The organism is Stenotrophomonas sp. MH181796 (genome assembly GCF_009659995.1).
In the GTDB taxonomy this organism is placed as follows: Bacteria; Pseudomonadota; Gammaproteobacteria; order Xanthomonadales; family Xanthomonadaceae; genus Stenotrophomonas; species Stenotrophomonas riyadhensis.
The window spans coordinates 110,924-134,370 of the sequence record NZ_RAHU01000004.1; the positions used below are offsets into that span (position 1 = coordinate 110,924).

Consider the following 23,447-nt stretch of genomic DNA (forward strand, 5'->3'; position numbering starts at 1 on the left):
AAGGGGACGGAGGGAATTAAGTCGTTTGCGGCACATACGACTTAATTCCCTCCGTCCCCTTTTTTTGCGGTGGCATCACTTCATCGGGTCTAGCCTCGGATGTTCCCCCGTTCGAGGATGTATCCGATGAGCAAGCGCGTGGCCGAAATCGTGGTGGACGCCCTGCAGCAGGCCGGTGTCCGCCGTTGCTACGGCATCGTGGGCGATACGCTCAATCATGTGACCGATGCGATGCATGGCAGTGACATCGCCTGGGTGCACGTACGGCATGAGGAAGTGGCCGCATTCGCCGCCGGTGCCGATTCGCTGGTGAGCGGCGAGCTGACCGCCTGTGCCGGCTCCTGCGGGCCCGGCAGCCTGCATTTCATCAATGGCGTGTTCGAGAGCAACCGCAACCGCGCGCCGATGGTGCTGATCGCCAGCCAGGTGGTGACCAGTGAGCTGGGCATGGAATTCCCGCAGGAAGTGGACTTCAAGGCGGTGTACGCCAGTTGTTCGGTGTTCTGCGAGCAGGTGCACAGTGCCGAACAGGCGCGACGTGTGGTCACGCTGGCCTGCCAGGCGGCGATCAGCCGCCGTGGCGTGGCGGTGGTGATCCTGCCCGCCGATATCAGCCAGGCCGAGGTGAAGCACGATGTGCCGTTCTCCGTGCATTACACCCAACCGGTGCTGCGCCCGTCGGATGCCGAGCTGCAGCGCATCGCTGAACTGTTGGGGCAGGGCAAGCGCATTGGTGTCTACGCTGGTGCTGGTTGCCAGGGCGCGCACACGCAGCTGCTGGAACTGGCCCGGCGCCTGCAGGCCCCGATCGCGCACACCTCGCGTGCCAAGGACTTCGTCGAGCCGGACAACCCGTACAACATGGGCATGACTGGCATCTTCGGCATCGAATCCGGCTTCCACACGCTGATGGAGTGCGACACGCTGCTGCTGCTCGGCGCCGACTTCGCCTGGGGCCAGTTCTACCCGGACAAGGCCACGATCATCCAGGTCGACCGCGATGGCAGCCACCTGGGTCGCCGCCATCCGGTGAATCTGGGTGTGGTCGGCGATATCGCACCGACGCTGGACGCCTTGCTGCCGATGTTGCCGCCGCGCGAGGACAGCAGCTTCCTGGACGAATGCATCGAGCGCCGTGACAAGGCGCTGAAGAAGCGCGAGCAGGAAGAACAGCCGGGCGAAGGTGAGTTGATCCACCCGCAGCACCTGACCGCGCTCCTGTCGAAACATGCCACCGATGATGCGCTGTTCACCGCCGACGGTGGCTCGCCGATGGTGTGGGTGTTGCGTCACATCCGTGTCAACGGACGCCGCCGCACGCTGACCAGCCTGCTGCACGGCACGATGGCCAATGCGATGCCGCAGGCACTCGGCCTGCAGAAGGCGTTCCCCGACCGCCAGGTGATCTCGCTGTCCGGTGACGGTGGTCTGGCGATGCTGTTGGGCGACCTGCTGACGGCGGTACAGGAGAATCTGCCGATCAAGGTGGTGGTGTTCAACAACGGCTCGCTGAATTTCGTCGAGCTGGAGCAGAAGGTGGAAGGCCTGCTGGACAACTACACCGACCTGAAGAACCCGGACTTCGGCCGTCTGGCCGAGGTGATCGGCTTCCATGGCCGCACGGTCACCCGCAGCGAGGACCTGGAGGAGGCGGTGCAGGACTTCCTGGCGCAGCGCGGCCCGGCGCTGTTGGATGTGCATACCAGCCGCGCTGAACTGGTGATGCCGCCGCAGATCGAGGCCAAGCAGGTGGCCGGTACCGCGTTGTACGCAGCCAAGGCGGTGTTGAACGGCCGCTTCGACGACGTGAAGCATCTGCTGGTGGACAACTTCCTGAAGAAGTAGGGGGTTGGTCGATGCAGGGCTGCGCCCTGCACCCGCTACGAGCCGGAGGCAGAGCAGAAGCGGGTTTGCTGAGGGATGGCGGGGTGGGTCCGGTTGCGGGGGACGCTGCAAGTACATCCATGTAAGCTCGGTCGCCGCATCCATGCGGCTCACGCCCCCGCAACCGGACCCACCCCGCCTTCGACAGATCATCGCGATCTGCCGGTAGATCCACGCCATGCGTGGATAACGCAAGAATGATCGAAATGATCTTCTGTAGAGCCGAGCCATGCTCGGCTCAGAGGCTTCGCGTACAGCAGCCGAGCATGGGTTCGGCTCTACAACGAGCGCCTGCCTTTGCTTTTGAACTTTTGATTCTCTTCCGTGGTTGGCACCCGCAGGAAACTGTCAGGGGCCGGTCGGGATGGGCTGCGCAGGACCGTTGGCGCCATGGATGGCGCCATCGAGCCCCCAGGGATGGGTTTACGGCGTGTCCTGCGCAGCCCATCCCGACCGGCCCACTCCGATAAAGCTGCTTTTGACGACCCACCCCCAGCCACGAGGGGCTCCGCCGTTGGCTGGAACCCATCATTCCACGACGGAATTGGCGCGCCGGCCCCGCTGGGCCTACCATCGGCGGTCCCCACCCCCACCACCCCTTCCATGTCCGCTCCCGCTTCCGCCGCGCCGCGTCGCTGGTTCGTCGCCGGCGACTTCAACGGCTTCTTCGGCCTGGTCGTCGACAACCTCTCCATCCTCGGCTTCATCGCCATGGCCCTGGTCGGGATCTTCCAGTTCCCCGCCGACGTGGTGTTCGGCCGCATGTTCCCCGGCACCGCCTTCGGCGTGCTGGTCGGCAACCTGCTGTACACCCTGATGGCGCGCCGGCTGGCTGCGCGTACCGGCCGCGACGATGTCACCGCCATGCCGCTGGGCCTGGATGCACCCACCAGCATCGGCATGGCGCTGCTGGTGCTCGGCCCGGCCTTCATCGCCTTCAAGCAGCAGGGCATGGACCCGCATGCTGCGGGCATCGCCACCTGGCAGCTGGGCATGGCCGCGCTGGTCATCATGGGCGTGCTCAAGTTCGTGCTGTCGTTCTTCGGCGAGGCGGTCACCCGCGCGCTGCCGCGGGCTGCGCTGCTGGGTTCCATCGCGGGTATCGCGCTGGTGCTGATGGGCCTGCTACCGCTGCTGGAAACGCTGCGCTCGCCGCTGGTCGGCTTCACCACCCTGGGCCTGCTGCTGTACGTGCTGATTGCCAAGGGCAAGCTGCCGGTGCGTGGCCCCGGCGTGCTGCTGGCCTTCGTGTTCGGTACCGTGCTGTATTACGGCCTCGGTATCGCCGGGCTGGGCGCACCGGGCTTCCATGTGCCGGCGTGGGTGCCGCCGCAGGTGGTGCTGCCGCTGCCGACGCTGGGCTTCCTCGAAGGCCTGCCCACGGCGATGACCTACCTGCCGCTGCTGCTGCCGTTCGGCCTGCTGATGGTGGTCGGTGGCATCAACGTGTCCGAAAGCGCACGCGCCGCTGGTGATGACTACCGCACCCGCGACATCCTGCTGGTGGAAGCGGTGGCTACGCTGGTGGCCGGTGTCTGCGGCGGCGTGGCGCAGACCACACCGTACATCGGCCAGCCGGCCTACAAGCACATGGGCGCGCGCAGCGGCTACACGCTGCTGACCGGCCTGTTTGTCGGCATCGGCGGCATGCTGGGCATCATCTCCGGGCTGGTGCAGTGGCTGCCGCTGGCGGTGCTGGCACCGATCATCGTGTACGTGGCCATCGATATCACCACCCAGGCCTTCCAGGCCACGCCGCGTCACCATACCGGCGCGATGGTGTTCGGTTTCCTGCCGTCGGTGGCCTACCTGCTGGCGATCAAGGCGCCGGGCTGGATCGCACCGGACCAGCTGCCGCAGCTGCTGACCAAGCTCGACGGCCACGGCCTGCCCGAGCTGGCGGTGATCTTCACCCTTGGCAACGGCTTCATCATCACGTCGATGCTGTGGATCTCGGCGGTGGCGGCCATGGTCGATGGACGCCTGCGCCGCGCCTGCGGCTTTCTGCTGGTGGCCGCCGTGCTGACCTTGTTCGGCCTGATCCACTCGGTGGACCCGCGCGGTGGCATCTACCTGCCGTGGGACCTGGACGGACTGGCGCGCATCATCAGCTGGCAGTTTGCCGGCGCGTACGTGGCTTTGGCAGTGCTGCTGGGCCTGCTGTCGCTGCAGAAGCAGGCGGTGAAGCCGCTGGCTGAAAACAGCTGACCCCAGAGTAGTGCGGGCCGCTGGCCGGCATCCTCATGGACCTCGGACGCAGTGTGCAGCTGCCGGCCAGCGGCCGGCACTACCGCTCCCCATCCAGCTCGGGATAGTGGCGGAAGATGCCGTTGGTGTTGAACGGCAACCGCCGTTCCGAGCCCAGATAGGCGGCGATGTTCGGCCGCTTCGCCACCCGCTCCTGCAGCGCACGCAGCAGGGGCAGGGTCGGCACCAGTGCCTGCATGCGGCGCGGGAACATGTAGTCCAGCCCGCTCAGCAGCTGGAACAGCGACAGATCCACATACGAGTGCTCGCGCAGTGCATGACGGCCACCGTTGGCGGCCAGCACCTGCTCGAAGTAGCCGAGGAACTTCGGCAGCCGTTCGCTGCGCAGCGACGCAGCACGTGCCTTGGCCTCGGTCTTCTGCTCTTCGTAGTACTTCGATGCGGCAATCGGATGATGGGTGTCATGCACCTCGGTCACCAGATCAGCGATGGTCAGCTGCAGTTGCAGCGCCTGTATCCGCCGCGAGGCCGCCTGCGGCACCAGGTCCAGCGTCGGGCCCAGGAAATCCAGGATGGCCGCGACCTGCGCGATGACCTGGCGACCGGCCTTCAGGAACGGCGGCGCGAAGGGCTGTGCACCTTCACTGCTGCCATCGAGAAACGCCTGCATCACTGCATCGCCGTGCACCCGCGCCATGTCGATGTAGTCGGCACCGGCATCTTCCAGCGCCAGCCGCACGAACTCGCCACGGCCCTGGATGCCGGTCCAGTAATACAGCGCGTACTGCATGGCGGTGTCTCCACAGGACAAGGACACATAGCCTCGCGCGGGCAGTGCAAAGCAGACGTGAGCGTGAAAGACGGGTGCCTCAACCCGAACGGCAGCGGAACAAGCGGGGAACCGGCTGGAATCAGCGGGGTCACACCTTGTCCATGCAGGTGAAACGATGAGGGACTGCATCATGCAGAGTGGAAAGGCGGTATGGCCCTGGGTGTTGGGCGTGGTGGTGGTCGGTGGCGCGGGCGGTTGGCTGTTCCGCGACCAGCTGAAGAGCCTGGCGGACGGTGTCTCGGTGCCGGTGCAATCAACCCCCGCCAGTACCGGTGCACCACCACAACCGAAGGCGGCCGCAGAGCCCGCGCCAGCACCACCCCCGATCAAGCATCCGCTGGATGCCGAGGCTGCGGCCGACCCGGCGTTGCCCAGGCTGGCTGACAGCGATGCCGCGGCCTGGGGCGCACTGAGCCAGTTGTTCCAGGGCGAGGGGCCGCTGACCCTGTTGCTGCGCGACCACCTGATCCAACGCCTGGTCACCCAGGTCGACAATCTGGACAAGCCCAGCGTGCCGCCGACCGCGCTGGCCGCGCGGCCGCTGCCGGGCAACCTGCAGGTGGAGCCAGGCGAAGGCGGTGAACACATCGCCGTCAGCAACGCGGCGCGCTATGCGCCCTACGTGCAGGCCTTCACCGCGCTGGACCCGGCGGCAACGGCGACAACCTACAAGCGCTTCTATCCGTTGATCCAGCAGGCTTACGTCGACCTGGGCCGGCCCGAGGGCTACTTCAACGATCGTCTGGTCACGGTGATCGACCACCTGCTGGAGACCCCGGAACTGGCCCAGGCGCCGCAGGTGGCACGCGATGAACGCGGCCGCTATCGCTTCGTCGATCCCACCCTGCAGTCGAGGTCCATCGGCCAGAAGGCCCTGCTGCGCATGGATGTGGCGCAGGCAAGGGCGGTCAAGCAGCAGCTGCGGGCGATCCGCAGCGCGATCACCCGCTGAGCCCGTCCACCGCGCAGAACTGATCGGGATCAACGCGCCGACCACACCCGTTCCGGCATGCTGGCCGCAGGCTGACTGGCCTCGGGGTGCAGTCGCAGTCACCCTTGAAACGGGGTGGGGCAACCGCATCTTTCCAGCATCGCCGGCGCGGGCCGGCCCTGATGACCGATGAGGTTTCGCAATGCGGATGGACAAGCTCACTTCGCGTTTCCAGCAGGCGCTGGCAGACGCACAGTCGCTGGCCGTAGGCCGCGACAACAGCATCATCGAACCGGTTCACCTGTTCAGCGCGTTGCTGGACCAGCAGGGCGGCAGCACGCGCCCGCTGCTGGCCCAGGCGGGGGTGAACGTGCCGGTCCTGCGCGAGCGCCTGACCGAGGCGCTGGATGCGCTGCCCAAGGTGTCCGGCCAGGCCGGCAACGTCTCGATGGGCAATGACCTGGGGCGTCTGCTGAACCAGACTGACAAGCTGGCCCAGCAGAACGGCGATGCTTTCATCGCCAGCGAGTGGTTCGTGCTGGCGGCGCTGGAAGACAGTGGCACGCTGGGCATGGCGCTGCGCGCCGCCGGTGCCGACAAGACCCGCCTGCAGGCCGCGATCGACAAGCTGCGTGGCGGCGAGAACGTGCAGTCGGAGAATGCCGAGGAACAGCGGCAGGCGCTGGAGAAGTACACCATCGACCTGACCGCGCGTGCCGAGAGCGGCAAGCTTGATCCGGTGATCGGCCGTGACGAGGAAATCCGCCGCACCATCCAGGTGCTGCAGCGCCGGACCAAGAACAACCCGGTGCTGATCGGCGAACCCGGCGTGGGCAAGACCGCGATCGTGGAAGGCCTGGCCCAGCGCATCATCAACGACGAAGTGCCCGAGGGACTGCGCGGCAAGCGTGTGCTGTCGCTGGACATGGGCGCGTTGATTGCCGGCGCCAAGTTCCGTGGCGAATTCGAGGAACGCCTCAAGGGCGTGCTCAACGACCTGGCCAAGAACGAAGGCCAGATCATCCTGTTCATCGACGAACTGCACACCATGGTCGGCGCCGGCAAGGCTGACGGCGCGATGGATGCCGGCAACATGCTGAAGCCGGCGCTGGCACGCGGTGAGCTGCATTGCATCGGCGCGACCACGCTGGACGAGTACCGCAAGTACATCGAGAAGGATGCCGCGCTGGAGCGCCGCTTCCAGAAGGTCTTCGTTGGTGAGCCGTCGGTGGAGGACACCATCGCCATCCTGCGCGGCCTGAAGGAAAAGTACGCGCTGCACCATGGCGTGGAGATCACCGACCCGGCCATCGTCGCCGCCGCCACGCTGTCCAACCGCTACATCACCGACCGCCAGCTGCCGGACAAGGCCATCGACCTGATGGACGAGGCCGCTTCGCGCCTGCGCATGGAGATCGACTCCAAGCCGGAGGAGCTGGACCGCCTGGAACGCCGGGTGATCCAGCTGAAGATCCAGCGCGAGATGCTGAAGAAGGAAAAGGACGAGGCCTCGCGGCAGCGCCTGGCCGATCTGGAGAACGACATCGAGGCGCTGGAGCGCGAGTTCTCCGACCTCAATGAAATCTGGAAGTCGGAGAAGGCCGCGCTGCAGGGCGCGACCAAGATCAAGGAGCAGGTCGAGCAGGCCAAGCTGGAGCTGGAAGCCGCGCAGCGCCGCCAGGATTTCGCCAAGATGAGCGAGATCCAGTACGGCCTGCTGCCGCAGCTGGAAAAGCAGCTGGCCGCTGCGCAGGAAGCCGAACACAGGGACTTCAAGCTGGTGCAGGATCGGGTCACCGACGAGGAGATCGCCGAGGTCGTATCGCGCTGGACCGGCATCCCGGTCAACAAGATGCTCGAAGGTGAGCGCGACAAGCTGCTGCGGATGGAAGAGGTGCTGCACAACCGCGTGGTCGGCCAGGAGGAAGCGATCAAGGTCGTCTCCGATGCCGTGCGCCGTTCGCGTGCGGGCTTGTCCGATCCGAATCGCCCGGCCGGTTCGTTCCTCTTCCTCGGCCCGACCGGCGTCGGCAAGACCGAGCTGTGCAAGTCGCTGGCCGAGTTCCTGTTCGACAGTGCCGACGCGATGATCCGCATCGACATGAGCGAGTTCATGGAGAAGCACAGCGTCGCCCGCCTGATCGGTGCGCCCCCGGGCTACGTCGGATACGAAGAGGGTGGCTACCTGACCGAGGCCGTGCGTCGCCGTCCGTACTCGCTGATCCTGCTCGACGAAGTGGAGAAGGCGCATCCGGATGTGTTCAACATCCTGCTGCAGGTACTGGACGATGGCCGCCTGACCGATGGCCAGGGCCGCACCGTGGACTTCCGCAACACCGTCATCGTGATGACCTCGAACCTGGGTTCGCACCAGATCCAGGACATGAGCGCTGATGACAGCCCGGAGGCCTACACGCAGATGAAGGCGGCGGTGATGGGCGTGGTGCAGGCGCACTTCCGTCCGGAGTTCATCAACCGCCTGGACGATATCGTGGTGTTCCACCCGCTGGACAAGCAGCAGATCAAGCAGATCGCGCGCATCCAGATGCGTGGCCTGGAAAAGCGGCTGGCCGAGCGTGGCTTGAAGCTGGTGGTGTCCGATGCAGCGTTCGACCTGCTTGGCAACGTCGGTTTCGATCCGGTGTATGGCGCACGCCCGTTGAAGCGCGCGATCCAGGCGCAGCTGGAGAACCCGCTGGCGCAGAAGATCCTGTCCGGTGCCTTCGCCAACGGCGACACCATCGAAGTCGGCAACGACGGCGGCCATCTGGTGTTCGCCAAGGTCTGATTCACACGGGGCACTGCCTGGCCGCAGCGCCCCGTTTCCTGCGAGGTACGCCGGGCCATGCCCGGCGCTCACTCAGAAGCGGTGCGTGTAGCCGCTCATCAGGCCGAACTGGTTGGGCTTCTGCACGATCGGGCTGTCGGCGGCGTCGCCAAGCAGTCGCGTGCCCTCGGCCGAGATGTACCAGTTGCCGTTGCGGCCCACGCGGTGGCTCCATTTCAGGCCAAGACCGGCACTGACCAGGCCGGCTTTCGGCGTGTGCTGGGCAAAGCCGGTGCGCGCCGCCTGTTCCGGGCTGACGCCGTACCAGGTCTGCATGTAGCCACGGTTGCCGTAGTCGGTGGACACGCTGCCGCTGACCACGCCGCCGGCCAGGTCGAACAGCGGCATCGTCAGGTTCAGGTGGATCTGCTGGGTGGCCAGGCCGTTCTCGGCCTTGTCCTCGTCCTTGCGGGTGAACTGCCAGGCGCCACTCAGCACGGCTTCGCCCAGCGTATAACCAGCCGAGACGCCGACCAGGGGACGGGTATCGATATCACCCATGCCGCGCAGGAAATCCGAACCGCCGAGCAGGGAGTCCTTGTCCTTGCGGATGCCGCTGGCGCCGACGTAGGCCCGTACGCGGGTGTGCTCGCCGATGGAGGTGCCCCAGCCGATGCCACTGGTGCCAAGAAACCATCCCCCCGGCGAGGTGACATCGAAGGACAGCGATGGCGTCGCACGATAGTCCTCGCTGCCGCTGTAGCGCGGGGTCACGCCACCACCGGCGGCGACTTCGAAGGTCCAGTGATCATCCTTGGCATGGGCGATCGGCGCGGCGAACAGGGGCAGCAGGGCCAGGCAGAGCAGGGACGGGGAACGGTGACGCTGGGACATGGGCACTCTCGACAATGGGAGGAGTGCAGCACGCGCATCCGGCGTGTGCTGCAGGGTCGCCAGCGTGGCGATATGCCGGCGACCGATCCGTCCGCAGTTGTGCGGGAGTTGTAATCAACTGTAATCGCGCCCGTAGGCGTTCAGCTGGCAGCCAGCGGCCAGTGCATTTCCAGGCGCGCGCCGCCCAGCGTGGCGCGGCTGATGCGCAGCTCGCCGCCGTGGCGGGCTGCAATGCGGTTGACGATGGCCAGGCCCAGGCCGAAGCCGCCGGTATCGCGGCTGCGGCTGTCATCCAGGCGGGTGAACGGGCGCATCACTTTTTCGTGGTCGGCCTCGGCGATGCCCGGGCCGTCATCATCCACGCGCAGGCAGGCGCGGCCACCCACACCGACCAGTGAGACTTCGACCTGCGAATGCGCATGACGCAGTGCGTTGCCGACCAGATTGCTCAGCGCCAGCTGCAGCAGCCGCGGTTCGGCATCCACCCGCGGCAACGCACTGGGCTGCACGCGCACGACAAGTCCGGTCCGTTCCGCGTCGCGTCGCGCATCGGCCAGGCAGTCCTGCAGCCAGTCATTGGCCTCGATGCGTTGCAGAGGCTCGCCGTCGCTGGGGTGTTCCAGGCGTTCATAGGCCAACAGTTCGCTGACCAGCCGGTTGAGTTCGGCCAGGTCGCCATGCAGGCCCTGGGCCAGCCGTGCGCGGCGATCGCGATCATCGCTGTCCTGCATCAGGTCCAGGCCGAAGGCCACGCGTGCGATGGGGGTACGCAGTTCGTGCGAGATCGCATGGGTCAGGTCGCGCTGGCGCTGCACCAGCTCGGCCACGCGTGCGGCCATGCGGTTGGAATGGTCGACGATGACCCGGATCTGCGAGCGCGGCGAGACCTGCGCGCGTGCCTGCAGATCGCCGGCGCCGATGCGGTCGGCATGCACGCGCAGGGCGTCCAGATCACGCCAGAGCAGGCGCACCCAGGCGTACAGGCACAGCCCGAACAGGGCCAGCATCACCGAATAGGCGATCAGGGTGAGATAGAGGGTCATCGACGGCTCGCCTGGCAGGTGCAGGCGCAGCCAGGGGCCATCGGGATGCAGTGGATCAAGCGGCGCCAGTACGATCTCGAACTTCTGCCGGGAGATGAGCCCGTTGCGCCGCAGCTGTTCCTGTTCGCCGGCCTCGAGGGCCGGCGCTGACGGCAGCAGTGCCAGTGCAATGCCATAGTGGGGTTGCCATTGCGCCAGCTGGTTCTGCTGGGCGGCGGAGTCCTTTCCGTCCAGCCCCTGCCGCAATGCATACAACTGGCCGCGCACCTGCTCTGCGAATACACGCTGCTGGAACGGCAGGTAGATGCGATCGAAGATCACGTTGATCAGCAGCAGGGTGATCAGGAAGCTCGCGCCGACCACCAGCCACAGGCGCAGGAACAGCCGCTTCATGCCGACCAGGACGAGGGATTGAACTGGTAGCCGCGGCCCCACACCGTCTTGATCCGCCGCGGTTCGCGCGCGTCATCCCCCAGCTTGCGGCGCAGCTTGCCGATGCTGACATCGACACTGCGGTCCAGCCCGTCGAAGCCGATGCCGCGCACCGCCTGCAGGATCTGGTCACGCGAGAGGATCTGCCCCGGCTGGCTGGCCAGCAGCCACAGGATCTCGAATTCGGTGGTGCCCATGTCCACCGGCTGGCCGTGCAGGTGCACCTCGCGCTGCATGCGGTCGATCAGCAGCTCGCCGTGCATCAGGCGGCAGGGGGTGCCGGTGTTGCTGCTGCCATGACGGCGGCGCAGCAGGGCGCGCAGGCGAGCCAGCAGCAGGCGCGGCTCGATCGGCTTGTGCACATAGTCGTCGGCGCCCGATTCCAGGCCGAGCACCTGCTCGATGTCGTCCTCGCAGGCCGTCAGCATCAGGATCGGCACATCGGAGAAGCTGCGGATCTGCCGGCACACGTCGATGCCGCCCAGGCCGGGCAGCATCAGGTCCAGCACCACCAGTTCCGGCGCGTGCTGGCGGCAGGCGGCACCGGCCAGGTCGCCACGGGCCACATGCTGCACGGCGAAGCCATGTTCGTGGAGATAGTCGCTGACCAGCTCTGCCAGGCGGCGGTCGTCCTCCACCAGCAGGACCGGGGTCGGCGTACCGCTGGCGGTGGGTGTCCAAGGGGATGGCTGCATGCGCGTTGGGCCTCCGTGCCCGGGCAGGGGCGCCCGGTGGCGAAGCCTAGCAATGGCCCATGACGGCTGCCTGAATCGTGGCCAACCTGATAACCGGTGGTACGGACGTCATCGCCAGCGGCTCTCAGCGGATGCTCCTGGCTGGCCTATGGTGGCGGTTTCCCCGGATGGAGCCTGGTGCAATGAGCGACCCGCAGTGGCAACTGGAAACCCTGGCCGTGCACGGCGGCTACCGTCCCGACCCGACCACACGTGCGGTGGCGGTACCGATCTACCAGACCGTGGCCTATGCCTTCGATGACACCCAGCACGGTGCCGACCTGTTCGATCTGAAGGTGCCGGGCAACATCTACACGCGCATCATGAACCCCACCACCGACGTACTGGAGCAGCGCCTGGCCGCGCTGGAAGGCGGCATCGGTGCGCTGGCGCTGGCCTCGGGGCAGGCGGCCATCACCTATGCCATCCAGACCATCGCCGAGGCCGGCGACAACATCGTCGCCTCCAGTGCGTTGTATGGCGGCAGCCTCAACCTGCTGGCGCACACCCTGCCGCAGTACGGCATCCAGGCGCGCTTCGCCGACCCGGCCGATCCGTCCGCGTTCGCCGCGCTGATCGATGAACGCACGAAGGCCGTGTTCGTCGAATCGATCGGCAACCCGCGTGGCAACGTCACCGACATCGCCGCCATCGCCGAGGTCGCGCATGCCGCCGGCGTGCCGCTGATCGTCGACAACACGGTGGCCACCCCGTTCCTGCTGCGCCCGTTCGAGCACGGCGCCGACATCGTGGTGCATTCGCTGACCAAGTACCTCGGCGGCCACGGCAACAGCCTGGGCGGCGCGATCGTCGATTCCGGCCGCTTCGACTGGGCTGCACAACCCCAGCGCTTCGCGCGGCTCAACCAGCCCGACCCCAGCTACCACGGCGTGGTCTATACCGAAGCGCTGGGGCCAGCGGCCTACATCGGCCGCGCGCGGGTGGTGCCGCTGCGCAATACCGGCGCGGCGCTGTCACCGTTCAACGCGTTCCTGATCCTGCAGGGCATCGAGACCCTGGCGCTGCGCATGGAACGCATCAACGCCAACGCACTGGCCGTCGCGCAGTTCCTGAAGTCACACGCAAAGGTGGCCTGGGTGCGCTACGCCGGGTTGGCCGACGACCCCGAGCACGCCGCCGCGCAGCGCTACCTGGGCGGGCACGGCTCGGGCGTACTGACCTTCGGCCTGCCGGGCGGCCGTGAAGCCGGCGCACGCTTCCTCGATGCACTGAAGCTGTTCACCCGCCTGGTCAACCTGGGCGACGCGAAGTCACTGGCCACCCATCCCGCCTCGACCACCCATCGCCAGCTGGACGCCGCCGAACTGGCCAAGGCCGGCGTCAGCGAAGACACGGTGCGGCTGTCGATCGGCATCGAGCACATCGGCGACCTGCGCGCCGACCTGGAACAGGCCCTGGCCGGCGCCTGATAGCCGCACGCTTGGTCGTCATCGCCACAGGCGATCACCACGCACGCCGCGATGCGCTACGGTGGAACTGCCTCTCCAAGGTGTGGCAACGTGGCGATCCAGATCCCCGGTCGATGCGGGTCGACCGGGGATTCTTTTGTTTCCGGGTCAGATCCGTTTTCCTGCGGAAAACGGATTTGACCCCATGCACCGCCGTGTCGACCAAGGTCGACACCTACCAACAGCCGCAGGAAATTGTCGAAGGCGGGGTGGGTCCGGTGGCGGGAGTGTCCGCGGCATGGATGCCGCGGCCAAGCCCCCATGGAAGGGTTTACGGCGTCTCCCGCCACCGGCCCCCCCCCGCCATCCCACGGAATGCCAGCTTTTGCTTTTGTCGTTGACGTTGCTTCAGCAGGTGCAGGGCTGCAAGCCCTGCCGCACCCACACCTCTCACACCACCGGAATACTGTGCTGTCCCAGCCCGCGATACGGCGGCGTGGACATCACCATCTCCGCCAGCGAGTACGCCAGCTCACGCTCGGCCATCACCGTGCCATCCGCACCGTGTTCCAGCAGATGCTTCACCTCCGCATCGCTGTGCGCACGCGCCAGCAGCGTCAGCTCCGGGTTGATCGCCCGCAGCTTGGCCAGCGCCTCACCGGCCTCCAGTGGCTGTGGAATCGCCAGCACCGCAATCTTCGCGCGCTCCGGATGGGCCTCGGCCAGCACCCGGTCGGCGGCAGCACTGCCACGGATCGCCGCCAGGCCCTTGGCGTGCGCCTGCTCGACATGTTCCTTGTTGTCATCGATCACCAGCACCGGCACGCCGCGATCGCGCAGCACCTGTGCCAGCTCGCTGCCGACCCGGCCGTAGCCGATCACGATCGCGTGCCCGTTCAGATCACGCGATGGGCCGATGGCCTCTTCCGGCTCGGCCGGCTGCGGCTGCTGTTCCTGCTTGGCCTGCCAACGGTCCAGCAGCCCGAATACCAGCGGGTTGAGCATGATCGACACCAGCGCACCGGCCAGTACCAGCGATTGGCCTTCCTTCGGCAGGATCTGCAGCGCCACGCCGAGGCCGGCGATGATGAAGGCGAATTCGCCGATCTGCGCCAGGCTGGCCGAGATGGTCAGCGCGGTGCTGGTCGGGTGGCCGAAGGCGCGCACGATGAAGAACGCCGCCGCCGACTTGCCGAACATGATGATCAGCACCGTGGCCAGCACCTGCCACGGGTGCTGGATGAGGATGTTCGGATCGAACAGCATGCCCACCGAGACGAAGAACAGCACCGCGAACGCATCGCGCAGCGGCAGTGAATCATGCGCGGCCTTGTGGCTCAGCTCCGATTCGTTGAGCAGCATGCCGGCGAAGAACGCGCCCAGCGCGAACGAGACGCCGAACAGCATCGCCGAGCCGAACGCCACGCCCAGCGCGATCGCCAGCACCGACAGGGTGAACAGTTCGCGCGAACCGGTGCCGGCGATACGTTCGAGGATCCACGGGATGACCCGGCGCCCGACCACCAGCATCACCGCCACGAACAGGCCCAGCTGCACGAAGGTCCAGCCGATGTCGGCCAGCACGCTGCCCAGCGAGTGCGATTCCTTGGCCGCGTCGGGGCCGAAGACACCGGCCATCACCGGCATCATCACCAGCGCCAGCACACAGGCCAGGTCTTCCACGATCAGCCAGCCGACCGCGATCTTGCCGCGCATGGTTTCCAGCAGGCGGCGTTCCTCCATCGCCCGCAGCAGTACCACGGTACTGGCGGTGGCCAGCGAGAAACCGAAGATGACGCCATGGATGGCGGGCCAGCCCATCAGCGAGGCTACGCCCCAGCCGAGCAGGGTAGCGACCGCGATCTGCCCAATGGCACCGGGGATGGCGATGGCCTTGACCGCCATCAGGTCCTTCAGCGAGAAGTGCAGGCCGACGCCGAACATCAGCAGCATCACGCCCAGCTCGGCCAGCTGGTTGGCCAGCGCCTGGTCGGCAACGAAGCCGGGAGTGAACGGGCCTACGCAGATGCCAGCAACCAGGTAACCGACCAGGGGAGACAAGCGGAGCTTGTTGGCCAGCGCGCCGAAGATGAAGGCGAGCCCCAGGCCAACGGCAACGATGTTGATCAGGTCGGTGTCATGGTGCATCGGCACTCGCAGGAAATCGGGGGTATCCCGATTTTCACCGATGAGGCCAGATACGGCAAACCTTAAATGCGATTGGGGTCAGATCCCTTTTCCCGAAGGAAAAGGGATCTGACCCCACCAGGGGATTGCCGGCCAGCGGCCGGCACTACCAGAGCGGCGCCGGGCATGGCCCGGCGCTACCGATACCGCTTACCAGGTGTACTTGATCCGCCCGTAGACATACGCGCCGTTGAAGCCGAACGGCGAGTAGTTGCTGTACGGCAGCATGCCGAAGGTCGAGTTCTGCAGGTCTTCGGTGCGGTCCGGATACTTGTCCAGCAGGTTGTCGGCGCCCACGGTCAGGGTCCAGTTGCTGCTCGGCTTGTAGCTGGCCGAGGCATCCACCACCCAGGCGTCGCCATAGGTCTGGTCGCGCAGTGCGGTGGCCGAGTTGCGCACCGTGAACTTGCCGTAGCGGGTCGCGGCCAGGCCCAGTTCCCAGTGGTCCGAACGCCAGGTGCCGCTCAGGATCGCCTTGTCGCGCGGATAGCTGTCCTCGATGCGGCCGATCTCATCGCGGCCGATCAGCGACTGGTTCAGGCCCAGCGTGCCGAACACCGCCGGGGTACCGCCGACGCGGCGCACTTCGGTGTCGTTGTAGCTGTACGCGGCGGTCAGTTCCAGGCTGCTGGCGCTGAAGGGCACCGTGTAGCTGGACACGAAATCGACGCCGCGGGTGCGCGTATCCAGGCCGTTGGTGAAGTACGAGAACGCGGTCACCTGCGGCAGGCCCAGGCTGGTCAGCAACGCGCTGGTGGCGGTGTTGGTGGTGATGCTGGACGACAGCGCGATACGATCATCGATGTCGATCTGGTAGGCGTCGACAGTGATGTACAGGCGGTCGACCGGCTGCAGCACCAGGCCCACGCTGTAGGAGGTAGAGGTCTCAGCCTTCAGCGGCGAGGCGCCCAGTGCCTGTGCGGCCTGGCTGGTGGTGGGGAAGGTGCCGCGCTCGACGAACACGCCGTTGGTGAACTGGCTGGTGACCGCCTGGTAGCCCTGCTGCGCCAGCGACGGTGCGCGGAAGCCGCTGGAGGCGGTGGCCCGCAGCGCGACCTTGTCGGTGAATGCGTAGCGCGCCGACAGCTTGCCGGAGAAGCGGTCGCCGAAGTCCGAGTAGTCCTCGTAGCGGCCGGTGATGCCGGCCGAGAACTTCTCGGTCAGGTCCGCTTCCAGGCCGGCGTAGACCGCGTAGTTGTGGCGGTCGGCATGCACTTCATTGGTCGGGGTGAAGCCACCGAAGCCCTGCGCGCCACTGCCGGTGTACGAGTTCAGTTCGCCTGGCTTCTGGTCCCACTTCTCCTTGCGGTACTCACCGCCGAAGGACAGCGTGACCGGATAGGCCAGGCCCCAGTCCAGCGACTTGGTCAGGTCGGCATTGAAGATGTCCTGCTGGTACTTCAGCGTGCCGTCGTAGAACGAGCGCGGGCTGGTTGCACCCAGGCTGTAGTTGATGCTGTTGCGGGTGTGGAAGTCCAGGGTGTTCTCGCCATGGTTCAGGCTCAGGTCCCAGGTCCAGCCGTTGTCGGTGTTGCCCTTGACCCCGGCCACCAGCGAGCGGTCCTTGGAGTACTGGTTGATCTCCGGCACGAAGCCGTCCGGGTAGGTCTGCGCCAGCAGCGCGCTCTGCCCGTTGTGGTTGCGCGAGCGGTAGAACGCGAACGAAGTGATGTCGCGGTTGCTCAGCAGCGCGCTGGCGTAGCCGGTCACGTGGTCGCTGAAGTCGAAGCTGGCGTTGGCCGAGGCGGCGGTGGCATCCACGCGCGGGTCGCCGACGATGAAGGTGGTCTGGCCGATGCTGGGGAAATTGCCGGTGTTGGGGGTGGTGCCGCGGTACGGGCCGGCGCGGTTGCTCTCGTCCTGCTGGCTGATCTGGCCGGCCACGTGCACGCGGCCGCGGCCATTGCCGAACTCGACGCCGGTGTCGCCGGACAGCTGGTACTTGTTGCCGTCACCGGCCGAATACTGGCCGTAGTCCACCGCCAGGCTGCCGCCGCGGCCGCTGCCCTTGAGCACGATGTTGATGACGCCGGCGATGGCATCCGAGCCGTACTGCGCCGACGCGCCGTCGCGCAGCACTTCCACGCGCTCGATGGCAGCGATCGGGATCGCGTTGATGTCCACCGCCGACGAGCCACGGCCGATGCTGCCGTTGACGTTGATCATCGCCGAGGTGTGGCGGCGCTTGCCGTTGACCAGCACCAGCACCTGGTCCGGCGACAGGCCACGCAGCTGCGCCGGGCGCACACCGCTGGTGCCGTCGGTCAGCGCCGGGCGCGGGAAGTTCAGTGAGGGCAGGGCGCGCGACAGTGCGGTGGCCAGCTCACTGGTACCGGTGGACTGCAGGGCTTCGGGGGTGATGATGTCGATCGGCGACTGCGACTCGGCCACCGTGCGGTCGGCCACGCGGGTACCGGTCACGATCACCGTGTCCAGGGTGTTGGCGGCGGTGCCGGCCTGCTGGGCAGCGGCAACGAACGGAGAGCCACCGAGTGCGACAGCGACGGCGGCGGCGATCAGGCTGGTCTTGCGGGTCATCGGGACGGAGCTCCGGTTGGCGGGGGCGGCACCGGAATCGACATCACGGGGGTGAGGCGGACGGCGGTTGTTGCGGTGCGCAAAGCAGGAATTAACGGGATATTCAGTGCCTGTCAAATGCCGGTCATCGGAAAAAACGTTGCAGCAGCAACCATTTAGCCCGGATCGGCACTGGCGGGGGAGGGAGCCCGGGACGCGCGCGGCGAGGACGTGGGAGAGAGGAACGCCGGCCGCCGCGCATCCCGGGACGCGTCAAGTATTCGTTAACGCTAGAATTGCGTCGCAGGAACAGTGCTCACCAGCACATTCCATTCGGTTATATGGACGCCTCCCCCGATGATCTCCCTTCGTAATTTCGCCTTGCGCCGCGGCGAGCGGCTGCTGTTGTCCAATGTCGACCTGACCCTGCACGCCGGTTACCGGGTGGGTGTGGTCGGCCGCAACGGTGCTGGCAAGTCCAGCCTGTTCGCGGCAGTGAAGGGTGAGCTGGAGGCCGACAAGGGCGATGTCGATCTGCCCGGCAAGGTGCGCATCGCCAGCGTTGCCCAGGAAACCCCGTCGCTGCCCGACCCGGCGCTGAGCTTCGTGCTCGGCGGCGACATCGAGGTGGCCGCGGTGCTGGCTGCCGAGGCCGAGGCGACCGCCCGCGAAGACTGGGAAGCGGTGGCCGAAGCGCATACGAAGATGGCCGAGCTCAATGCCTACGACGCCGAAGCGCGTGCCGGCAAGCTGCTGCATGGCCTGGGCTTCCCGGCCGAGACCCACCATCGCGCGGTGTCTTCGTTCTCCGGCGGCTGGCGCGTGCGCCTGAACCTGGCACGCGCGCTGATGATGCCCAGCGACCTGCTGCTGCTGGACGAACCGACCAACCACCTGGATCTGGACGCGGTGTACTGGCTGGAACAGTGGCTGCTGAAGTACCCGGGTACGCTGCTGCTGATCTCGCATGACCGCGAGTTCCTCGACAACGTGGCTACCCACACCCTGCACCTGCACGGTGGCGGCGCCAAGCTCTACCCGGGCGGCTACACCGACTTCGAGCGCCAGCGCGCCGAACAGCTGCGCCAGCAGCAGATCGCGCACGAGAAGGAACAGGCCGAGCGCGCCCACCTGCAGAGCTTCATCGACCGCTTCAAGGCGCAGGCCAGCAAGGCCGCGCAGGCGCAGAGCCGCATGAAGCGCCTGGCCAAGCTGGCCGGCACCGAAGCGGTGCGTGCCGAGCGCGAATTCCGCATCGAGTTCGCGCCGCCGGCCAAGCTGCCGTTCTCGCTGATCCGCCTGAACCACGTCGAGGCTGGCTACGGCAAGGACGCGGTGATCCTGCACAACGTCGGCTTCGGCCTGGAAGCGGGCCAGCGCATCGGCCTGCTCGGCCCCAACGGTGCCGGTAAGACCACCCTGGTGAAGACCCTGGTAGGCGAGCTGGCGCCGATCGTCGGCGAGCGCATGGCGCACCCGGACCTGAAGATCGGCTACTTCGCCCAGCACACGGTGGAGTCGCTGCACGAAGGCCAGTCGCCGATGGAGCATTTCCGCGAGATCGCGCCGGACGCACCGAACCAGTCGTTCCGCGATTTCCTCGGCAAGTGGAACTTCCCGGGCGACCGCGCGTTCGAGCCGGTGGATGGTTTCTCCGGTGGCGAGCGCGCGCGCCTGGCGCTGGCGCTGATCGCCTGGCAGCAGCCGAACGTGCTGCTGCTGGACGAACCGACCAACCACCTTGACCTGGAAATGCGCGAAGCGCTGGCCGAAGCACTGGCCACCTTCGAGGGCGCGATCGTGATGGTCTCGCATGACCGCCACCTGATCGGCCTGGTCTGCGATACCTACTGGCGCGTGGCCGATGGTGTGGTCGAGCCGTTCGACGGCGACCTCGACGCCTACGCGGCGTGGCTGCGCACCCGTCCGCAGGCGCAGGGCACCAAGGCGCGCATGGAGCAGGTGGAAGAGCCGGTGGTGGTCAAGACCGCACCGGTGGCGCAGGTGGTGCAGAAGAAGCCGGTGAACCCGCACAAGCTGGCCGCCGCCGAAGCCAAGGTGGCCGAGCTGGAAGGCGCCCTGGCCGAACTGGACCGCCAGCTGGCCGACCCGGCCAACTACGCCGATGCCACCCGCATGGCGGTGATCGGCCGTGACCGCGAAACCGCTGCCGCCCAGCTGGAAAAAGCCGAAGCCGCGTGGATGGAACTGCTGGAGTCCTGACCGGTAGTGCCGGCCGCTGGCCGGCAGCGCGATGCGCCCACGACGATCAAGGGGGGGGCCGGCCAGAGCGGCCGGCACTACCTACGCGCCCTGCGCCTGCAGCCACTCGCGGAAGCGTTTGGCAGGCTCACGCTCGGCCCGCGAGCGCAGCCGCGTCAGCCAGTAGCGCCCCAGCTCCAGCGTGGTGCTGAACGGCTGCAGCAGGCGACCCTCGGCCAGCTCCTGCTCGAACATGCGCAGCGGCAGCAGCGCCACGCCGGCACCGCCGACCGCGGCCATCGCCACCGTCAACGACGAATCGAACACCGGCCCGCGGGCTTCCACGCCACTCACTTCTGCCGCCAGCAGCCAGCGCGGCCACTCGTCGCTGCGGTAGGAGCGCAGCAGCGGCAGGGTGCCCAGGTCGCGTGGCTGTTTCAGCCGCCGCGCCAGCGCCGGCGCGCAGAGTGGCGCGAACGGCGCGTCGAGGATCGCTGTGCAGGCCTGGCCCTGCCAGTCGCCATCACCGAAGCGGATCGCCAGGTCCAGGCCCTCGCCGGCCAGATCGATGCGGTTGTTGTGGGTCTGCAGGCGCAGCTCGATGTCGGGGTGCGCGGCCTCGAACGCAGCCAGCCGTGGCAGCAGCCAACCGGTGGCGAAGGTGCCGACCACGCCCAACGTCAGTACTTCACGGGCCGGGCCACCGGTGTAGCGCGCGATGCTGGCCGAGATGCGCTCGAACGATTCATTGAGCACCGGATACAGCGCCGCGCCCTCCTCGGTGAGCGCCACGCCGCGCGGCAGGCGATGGAACAGACGGATGCCGAGCCGGTCCTCCAGCCCGCGGATCTGGTGGCTCAGCGCGGCCTGGCTGACACACAGCTCCAGCGCGGCGCGGGTGAAGTTCTGGTGGCGCGCAGCGGCCTCGAAGGCGCGCAGCGCGTTCAGCGGCAGGGTCGGGTGCAGCATCGGGAAGCCGTGAGCCAGGGTGATGGCTGATCCTACCCTTCAGCGAGGAATTTCGTAAATCTCAACGAGTTGATTACGACAGGCATGAATTAAGTTCATGGCTTCCGCTGATATTTCGCGCTGGTCGGCTCCGGGGGGGGCTTCAATAATCGGGCGGTCCCCAGGAGAACCCCGCATGCTCGCCCGTCGCCGATTCCTGCAGTTCAGTGGTGCCGCTGTTGCTTCCTCGCTTGCCCTGCCGTTGCTGGCCCGTGCGGCGGGCAAGACCACCGCCAGTGCACCGACCGAAGCCGCCCTCACGGCCGCCACCGACTTCGCCACGCTGGAAAAGGCCTGTGCCGGCCGCCTCGGCGTGACCCTGTTGGACACTGCGAGCGGCCGCCGCATCGGTCATCGCCAGGACGAGCGTTTCCCGATGTGCAGCACCTTCAAGAGCGTGCTGGCCGCCACCGTGCTCAGCCAGGCCGAGCGCAGGCCCGCGTTGCTGGACACGCGCGTGCCGGTGCGCGATGCCGATCTTCTCTCGCACGCGCCGGTCACCCGCCGCCACGCCGGCAAGGACATGACCGTGCGCGATCTGTGCCGTGCCACGATCATCACCAGCGACAATACCGCCGCCAACCTGCTGTTCGGCGTGGTCGGTGGCCCGCCCGCGGTGACCGCATTCCTGCGCACCAGCGGTGATGCGGTGAGTCGCAGTGATCGCCTGGAGCCGGAGCTGAACAGCTTTGCCAAGGGCGATCCGCGCGACACCACTACGCCGGGGGCGATGGCTGCGACCCTGCAGCGCGTGGTGCTGGGCGAGGTGCTGCAGCCGGCCTCGCGACAGCAGCTGGCCGATTGGCTGATCGACAACGAAACCGGCGACGCCTGCCTGCGCGCAGGCCTGGGCAAGCGCTGGCGCGTCGGTGACAAGACCGGCAGCAACGGCGAGGACGCGCGCAACGACATCGCCGTGCTGTGGCCCGTGGCCGGCGGCGCACCGTGGGTGCTGACGGCATATCTGCAGGCAGGTGCGATCAGCTACGAGCAACGCGCTACCGTGCTGGCACAGGTGGGGCGCATTGCCGATCGCCTGATCGGATGAGGTAACCGGGAGTCATCCAGAAACGGCTTGCCGGATCGGTTCGGCGCGCGCATCCTGCGCGCGTTCGAACCACACGGAAGTCCCCCATGAGCCATGAACTGATCTACCTGCTGCTGATCTTCGCGCTGCTGGTGATCCCGCGCGCGCTGCAGCGTTTCAGCCTGCCCGCGCCGCTGACCTGCCTGCTGTTCGGCATCATCGGCATGCTCTGGCTGGGCGACCAGGCGCACGACGCGGTGATCGGTCTGCTGGCCACGCTGGGCATTTCCTCGCTGTTCCTGTTCGCCGGCCTGGAAGTGGACCTGCAGGCGCTGCGCCGTGGCATGTGGCCGCTGCTGGCGCATCTGGTGATCCGTACCGGCACGCTGTTCGGTGTGGGCTGGCTGGCCTGGCGCTACGCGGGGCTGCCGTGGCAGGCCGCCGGCCTGCTGGCGCTGGCGCTGCTGACGCCGTCCACCGGCTTCATCATGGATTCGCTGTCGCGGCTGGGCCTGAGCGAGGACGAGCGGTTCTGGGTGACCAGCAAGGCCATCGCTGGCGAACTGCTGGCGCTGGCGGCGTTGTTCATCGTGCTGCAGGCGGGTGATCCGGGCCACATGGCGCTGTCCAGCCTGGCGCTGCTGGCGATGATGATCGGCCTGCCGCTGCTGTTCATCGCGCTGGGCCGCTGGGTGGCGCCGCATGCGCCGGGCTCGGAGTTCTCGCTGCTGGTGATGGTGGGCATGGTCGCGGCCTACATCACCTATCTGCTGGGCGTGTACTACCTGGTCGGTGCGTTCATCGCAGGTCTGGTCGCGCGCCTGCTGCACCAGCGCATGCCGCTGCTGGCCTCGCATGAGAACCTGCACGCGCTGCGCCTGTTCGCCTCGTTCTTCGTGCCGTTCTATTTCTTCAATGCCGGCACCAAGGTGCCCAGCGAAGCACTCAGTTTCGAGGCGCTGGGGCTGGGCATCGTGATCACTCTGGTGGTGCTGCCGCTGCGCATCGGTGTGGTCTGGCTGCAGCGCCGGGTGATGTTCGGCGAGAGCTTCCGCAGCAGCCTGCGGGTCTCGCTGGCGCTGGCGCCGACGCTGATCTTCACCCTGGTGCTGGCCGCGATCATGCGCGAGCGCTTCCAGATTCCAGCGGTGCTGTTCGGCGCGCTGCTGCTGTATGCGGCGCTGACCACGCTGCTGCCGTCGCTGGTGTTCCGCACGCCGTTCGATGTCGATCCGGTCGAACAGGAGCCGGCAGGCGAGGGCGCGGCTGCACCGGTGGCGGCCACCGAGACGCTGCCGGAACCGCACATCGCCAAACGCTGAGCGGTTGCCGCACGCGGTTTGCGCCCGTCGGCCATGGCCGTTAGGGTTGG

At 67.1% G+C, this 23,447-nt stretch carries 15 protein-coding genes; 8 read left to right on the forward strand and 7 right to left on the reverse strand.

The window, feature by feature from the left end; genetic code table 11:
- Window positions 1-126: 126 nt before the first annotated feature.
- Both D5301_RS10860 and D5301_RS10865 read left to right on the forward strand, forming a co-directional pair.
- On the forward strand, window positions 127-1,845 hold the full coding sequence (locus tag D5301_RS10860) for a thiamine pyrophosphate-dependent enzyme (RefSeq protein WP_153855694.1): 1,719 nt from the start codon (window positions 127-129) through the stop codon (window positions 1,843-1,845).
- A 642-nt stretch (window positions 1,846-2,487) separates the two neighbouring features.
- Complete coding sequence (locus D5301_RS10865; protein WP_153855695.1) at window positions 2,488-4,092, forward strand: hypothetical protein; 1,605 nt, start codon at window positions 2,488-2,490, stop codon at window positions 4,090-4,092.
- Window positions 4,093-4,171: 79 nt separating this feature from the next.
- On the opposite strand, the gene D5301_RS10870 is transcribed toward D5301_RS10865, so the two are convergent.
- A complete protein-coding gene (locus D5301_RS10870) occupies window positions 4,172-4,882 on the reverse strand; it encodes a glutathione S-transferase (RefSeq protein ID WP_153855696.1) in 711 nt (236 codons plus the stop codon).
- Between the two features lie 172 nt (window positions 4,883-5,054).
- Here D5301_RS10870 and D5301_RS10875 point away from each other — a divergent pair, with 172 nt between their 5' ends.
- A complete protein-coding gene (locus D5301_RS10875) occupies window positions 5,055-5,876 on the forward strand; it encodes a DUF3014 domain-containing protein (protein WP_153855697.1) in 822 nt (273 codons plus the stop codon).
- Window positions 5,877-6,057: 181 nt separating this feature from the next.
- The gene (gene clpB / locus D5301_RS10880) at window positions 6,058-8,643 is read left to right on the forward strand and encodes an ATP-dependent chaperone ClpB (protein WP_153855698.1); all 2,586 of its coding nucleotides are present in this window, start codon (window positions 6,058-6,060) and stop codon (window positions 8,641-8,643) included.
- 72 nt (window positions 8,644-8,715) lie between these two features.
- Here clpB and D5301_RS10885 read toward each other — a convergent pair whose 3' ends face one another.
- From D5301_RS10885 to D5301_RS10895, 3 genes are all read right to left on the reverse strand, one after another.
- Window positions 8,716-9,516, reverse strand: coding sequence for a MipA/OmpV family protein (locus D5301_RS10885; RefSeq protein WP_153855699.1), 801 nt, complete (start codon window positions 9,514-9,516; stop codon window positions 8,716-8,718).
- A 140-nt stretch (window positions 9,517-9,656) separates the two neighbouring features.
- On the reverse strand, window positions 9,657-10,952 hold the full coding sequence (locus D5301_RS10890; RefSeq protein WP_153855700.1) for an ATP-binding protein: 1,296 nt from the start codon (window positions 10,950-10,952) through the stop codon (window positions 9,657-9,659).
- Window positions 10,949-11,686: a response regulator transcription factor gene (locus D5301_RS10895; protein ID WP_049461520.1), complete on the reverse strand. Its 738-nt coding sequence runs from the start codon at window positions 11,684-11,686 to the stop codon at window positions 10,949-10,951. The genes D5301_RS10890 and D5301_RS10895 overlap by 4 nt, the downstream gene beginning before the upstream one ends.
- 182 nt (window positions 11,687-11,868) lie before the next feature.
- Between D5301_RS10895 and D5301_RS10900 the strand changes: the two genes are divergently transcribed.
- A complete protein-coding gene (locus D5301_RS10900; protein WP_032128543.1) occupies window positions 11,869-13,155 on the forward strand; it encodes an aminotransferase class V-fold PLP-dependent enzyme in 1,287 nt (428 codons plus the stop codon).
- A 429-nt stretch (window positions 13,156-13,584) separates the two neighbouring features.
- Here D5301_RS10900 and ybaL read toward each other — a convergent pair whose 3' ends face one another.
- Window positions 13,585-15,282 (reverse strand): YbaL family putative K(+) efflux transporter, encoded by a 1,698-nt coding sequence (ybaL, locus tag D5301_RS10905; RefSeq protein WP_088026892.1) that lies wholly within the window; start codon window positions 15,280-15,282, stop codon window positions 13,585-13,587.
- Window positions 15,283-15,471: 189 nt separating this feature from the next.
- Window positions 15,472-17,859, reverse strand: a complete 2,388-nt coding sequence (locus tag D5301_RS10910) for a TonB-dependent receptor (protein ID WP_153855701.1) — start codon at window positions 17,857-17,859, stop codon at window positions 15,472-15,474.
- A 336-nt stretch (window positions 17,860-18,195) separates the two neighbouring features.
- On the opposite strand from D5301_RS10910, the gene D5301_RS10915 reads away from it, so the two are divergent.
- Window positions 18,196-20,061 (forward strand): ABC-F family ATP-binding cassette domain-containing protein, encoded by a 1,866-nt coding sequence (locus tag D5301_RS10915; protein ID WP_043400521.1) that lies wholly within the window; start codon window positions 18,196-18,198, stop codon window positions 20,059-20,061.
- Between the two features lie 81 nt (window positions 20,062-20,142).
- Here D5301_RS10915 and ampR read toward each other — a convergent pair whose 3' ends face one another.
- Window positions 20,143-21,009, reverse strand: coding sequence for a LysR family transcriptional regulator AmpR (ampR, locus tag D5301_RS10920; RefSeq protein WP_153855702.1), 867 nt, complete (start codon window positions 21,007-21,009; stop codon window positions 20,143-20,145).
- 175 nt (window positions 21,010-21,184) lie between these two features.
- Here ampR and blaL2 point away from each other — a divergent pair, with 175 nt between their 5' ends.
- Both blaL2 and D5301_RS10930 read left to right on the forward strand, forming a co-directional pair.
- A complete protein-coding gene (gene blaL2, locus D5301_RS10925) occupies window positions 21,185-22,096 on the forward strand; it encodes a L2 family extended-spectrum class A beta-lactamase (protein ID WP_153855703.1) in 912 nt (303 codons plus the stop codon).
- A gap of 86 nt (window positions 22,097-22,182) precedes the next feature.
- Entirely contained in the window at window positions 22,183-23,397 is a 1,215-nt protein-coding gene (locus tag D5301_RS10930; RefSeq protein ID WP_153855704.1) for a cation:proton antiporter, read from the forward strand.
- Window positions 23,398-23,447: the final 50 nt, after the last annotated feature.

Excerpts from the sequence above, each read along its gene's own strand:
- D5301_RS10860 (WP_153855694.1), top strand. The coding sequence starts at position 127 with ATGAGCAAGCGCGTGGCCGAAATCGTGGTGGACGCCCTGCAGCAGGCC.
- D5301_RS10865 (WP_153855695.1), top strand. The coding sequence starts at position 2,488 with ATGTCCGCTCCCGCTTCCGCCGCGCCGCGTCGCTGGTTCGTCGCCGGC.
- D5301_RS10870 (WP_153855696.1), bottom strand. The coding sequence starts at position 4,882 with ATGCAGTACGCGCTGTATTACTGGACCGGCATCCAGGGCCGTGGCGAG.
- D5301_RS10875 (WP_153855697.1), top strand. The coding sequence starts at position 5,055 with ATGCAGAGTGGAAAGGCGGTATGGCCCTGGGTGTTGGGCGTGGTGGTG.
- clpB (WP_153855698.1), top strand. The coding sequence starts at position 6,058 with ATGCGGATGGACAAGCTCACTTCGCGTTTCCAGCAGGCGCTGGCAGAC.
- D5301_RS10885 (WP_153855699.1), bottom strand. The coding sequence starts at position 9,516 with ATGTCCCAGCGTCACCGTTCCCCGTCCCTGCTCTGCCTGGCCCTGCTG.
- D5301_RS10890 (WP_153855700.1), bottom strand. The coding sequence starts at position 10,952 with ATGAAGCGGCTGTTCCTGCGCCTGTGGCTGGTGGTCGGCGCGAGCTTC.
- D5301_RS10895 (WP_049461520.1), bottom strand. The coding sequence starts at position 11,686 with ATGCAGCCATCCCCTTGGACACCCACCGCCAGCGGTACGCCGACCCCG.
- D5301_RS10900 (WP_032128543.1), top strand. The coding sequence starts at position 11,869 with ATGAGCGACCCGCAGTGGCAACTGGAAACCCTGGCCGTGCACGGCGGC.
- ybaL (WP_088026892.1), bottom strand. The coding sequence starts at position 15,282 with ATGCACCATGACACCGACCTGATCAACATCGTTGCCGTTGGCCTGGGG.
- D5301_RS10910 (WP_153855701.1), bottom strand. The coding sequence starts at position 17,859 with ATGACCCGCAAGACCAGCCTGATCGCCGCCGCCGTCGCTGTCGCACTC.
- D5301_RS10915 (WP_043400521.1), top strand. The coding sequence starts at position 18,196 with ATGATCTCCCTTCGTAATTTCGCCTTGCGCCGCGGCGAGCGGCTGCTG.
- ampR (WP_153855702.1), bottom strand. The coding sequence starts at position 21,009 with ATGCTGCACCCGACCCTGCCGCTGAACGCGCTGCGCGCCTTCGAGGCC.
- blaL2 (WP_153855703.1), top strand. The coding sequence starts at position 21,185 with ATGCTCGCCCGTCGCCGATTCCTGCAGTTCAGTGGTGCCGCTGTTGCT.
- D5301_RS10930 (WP_153855704.1), top strand. The coding sequence starts at position 22,183 with ATGAGCCATGAACTGATCTACCTGCTGCTGATCTTCGCGCTGCTGGTG.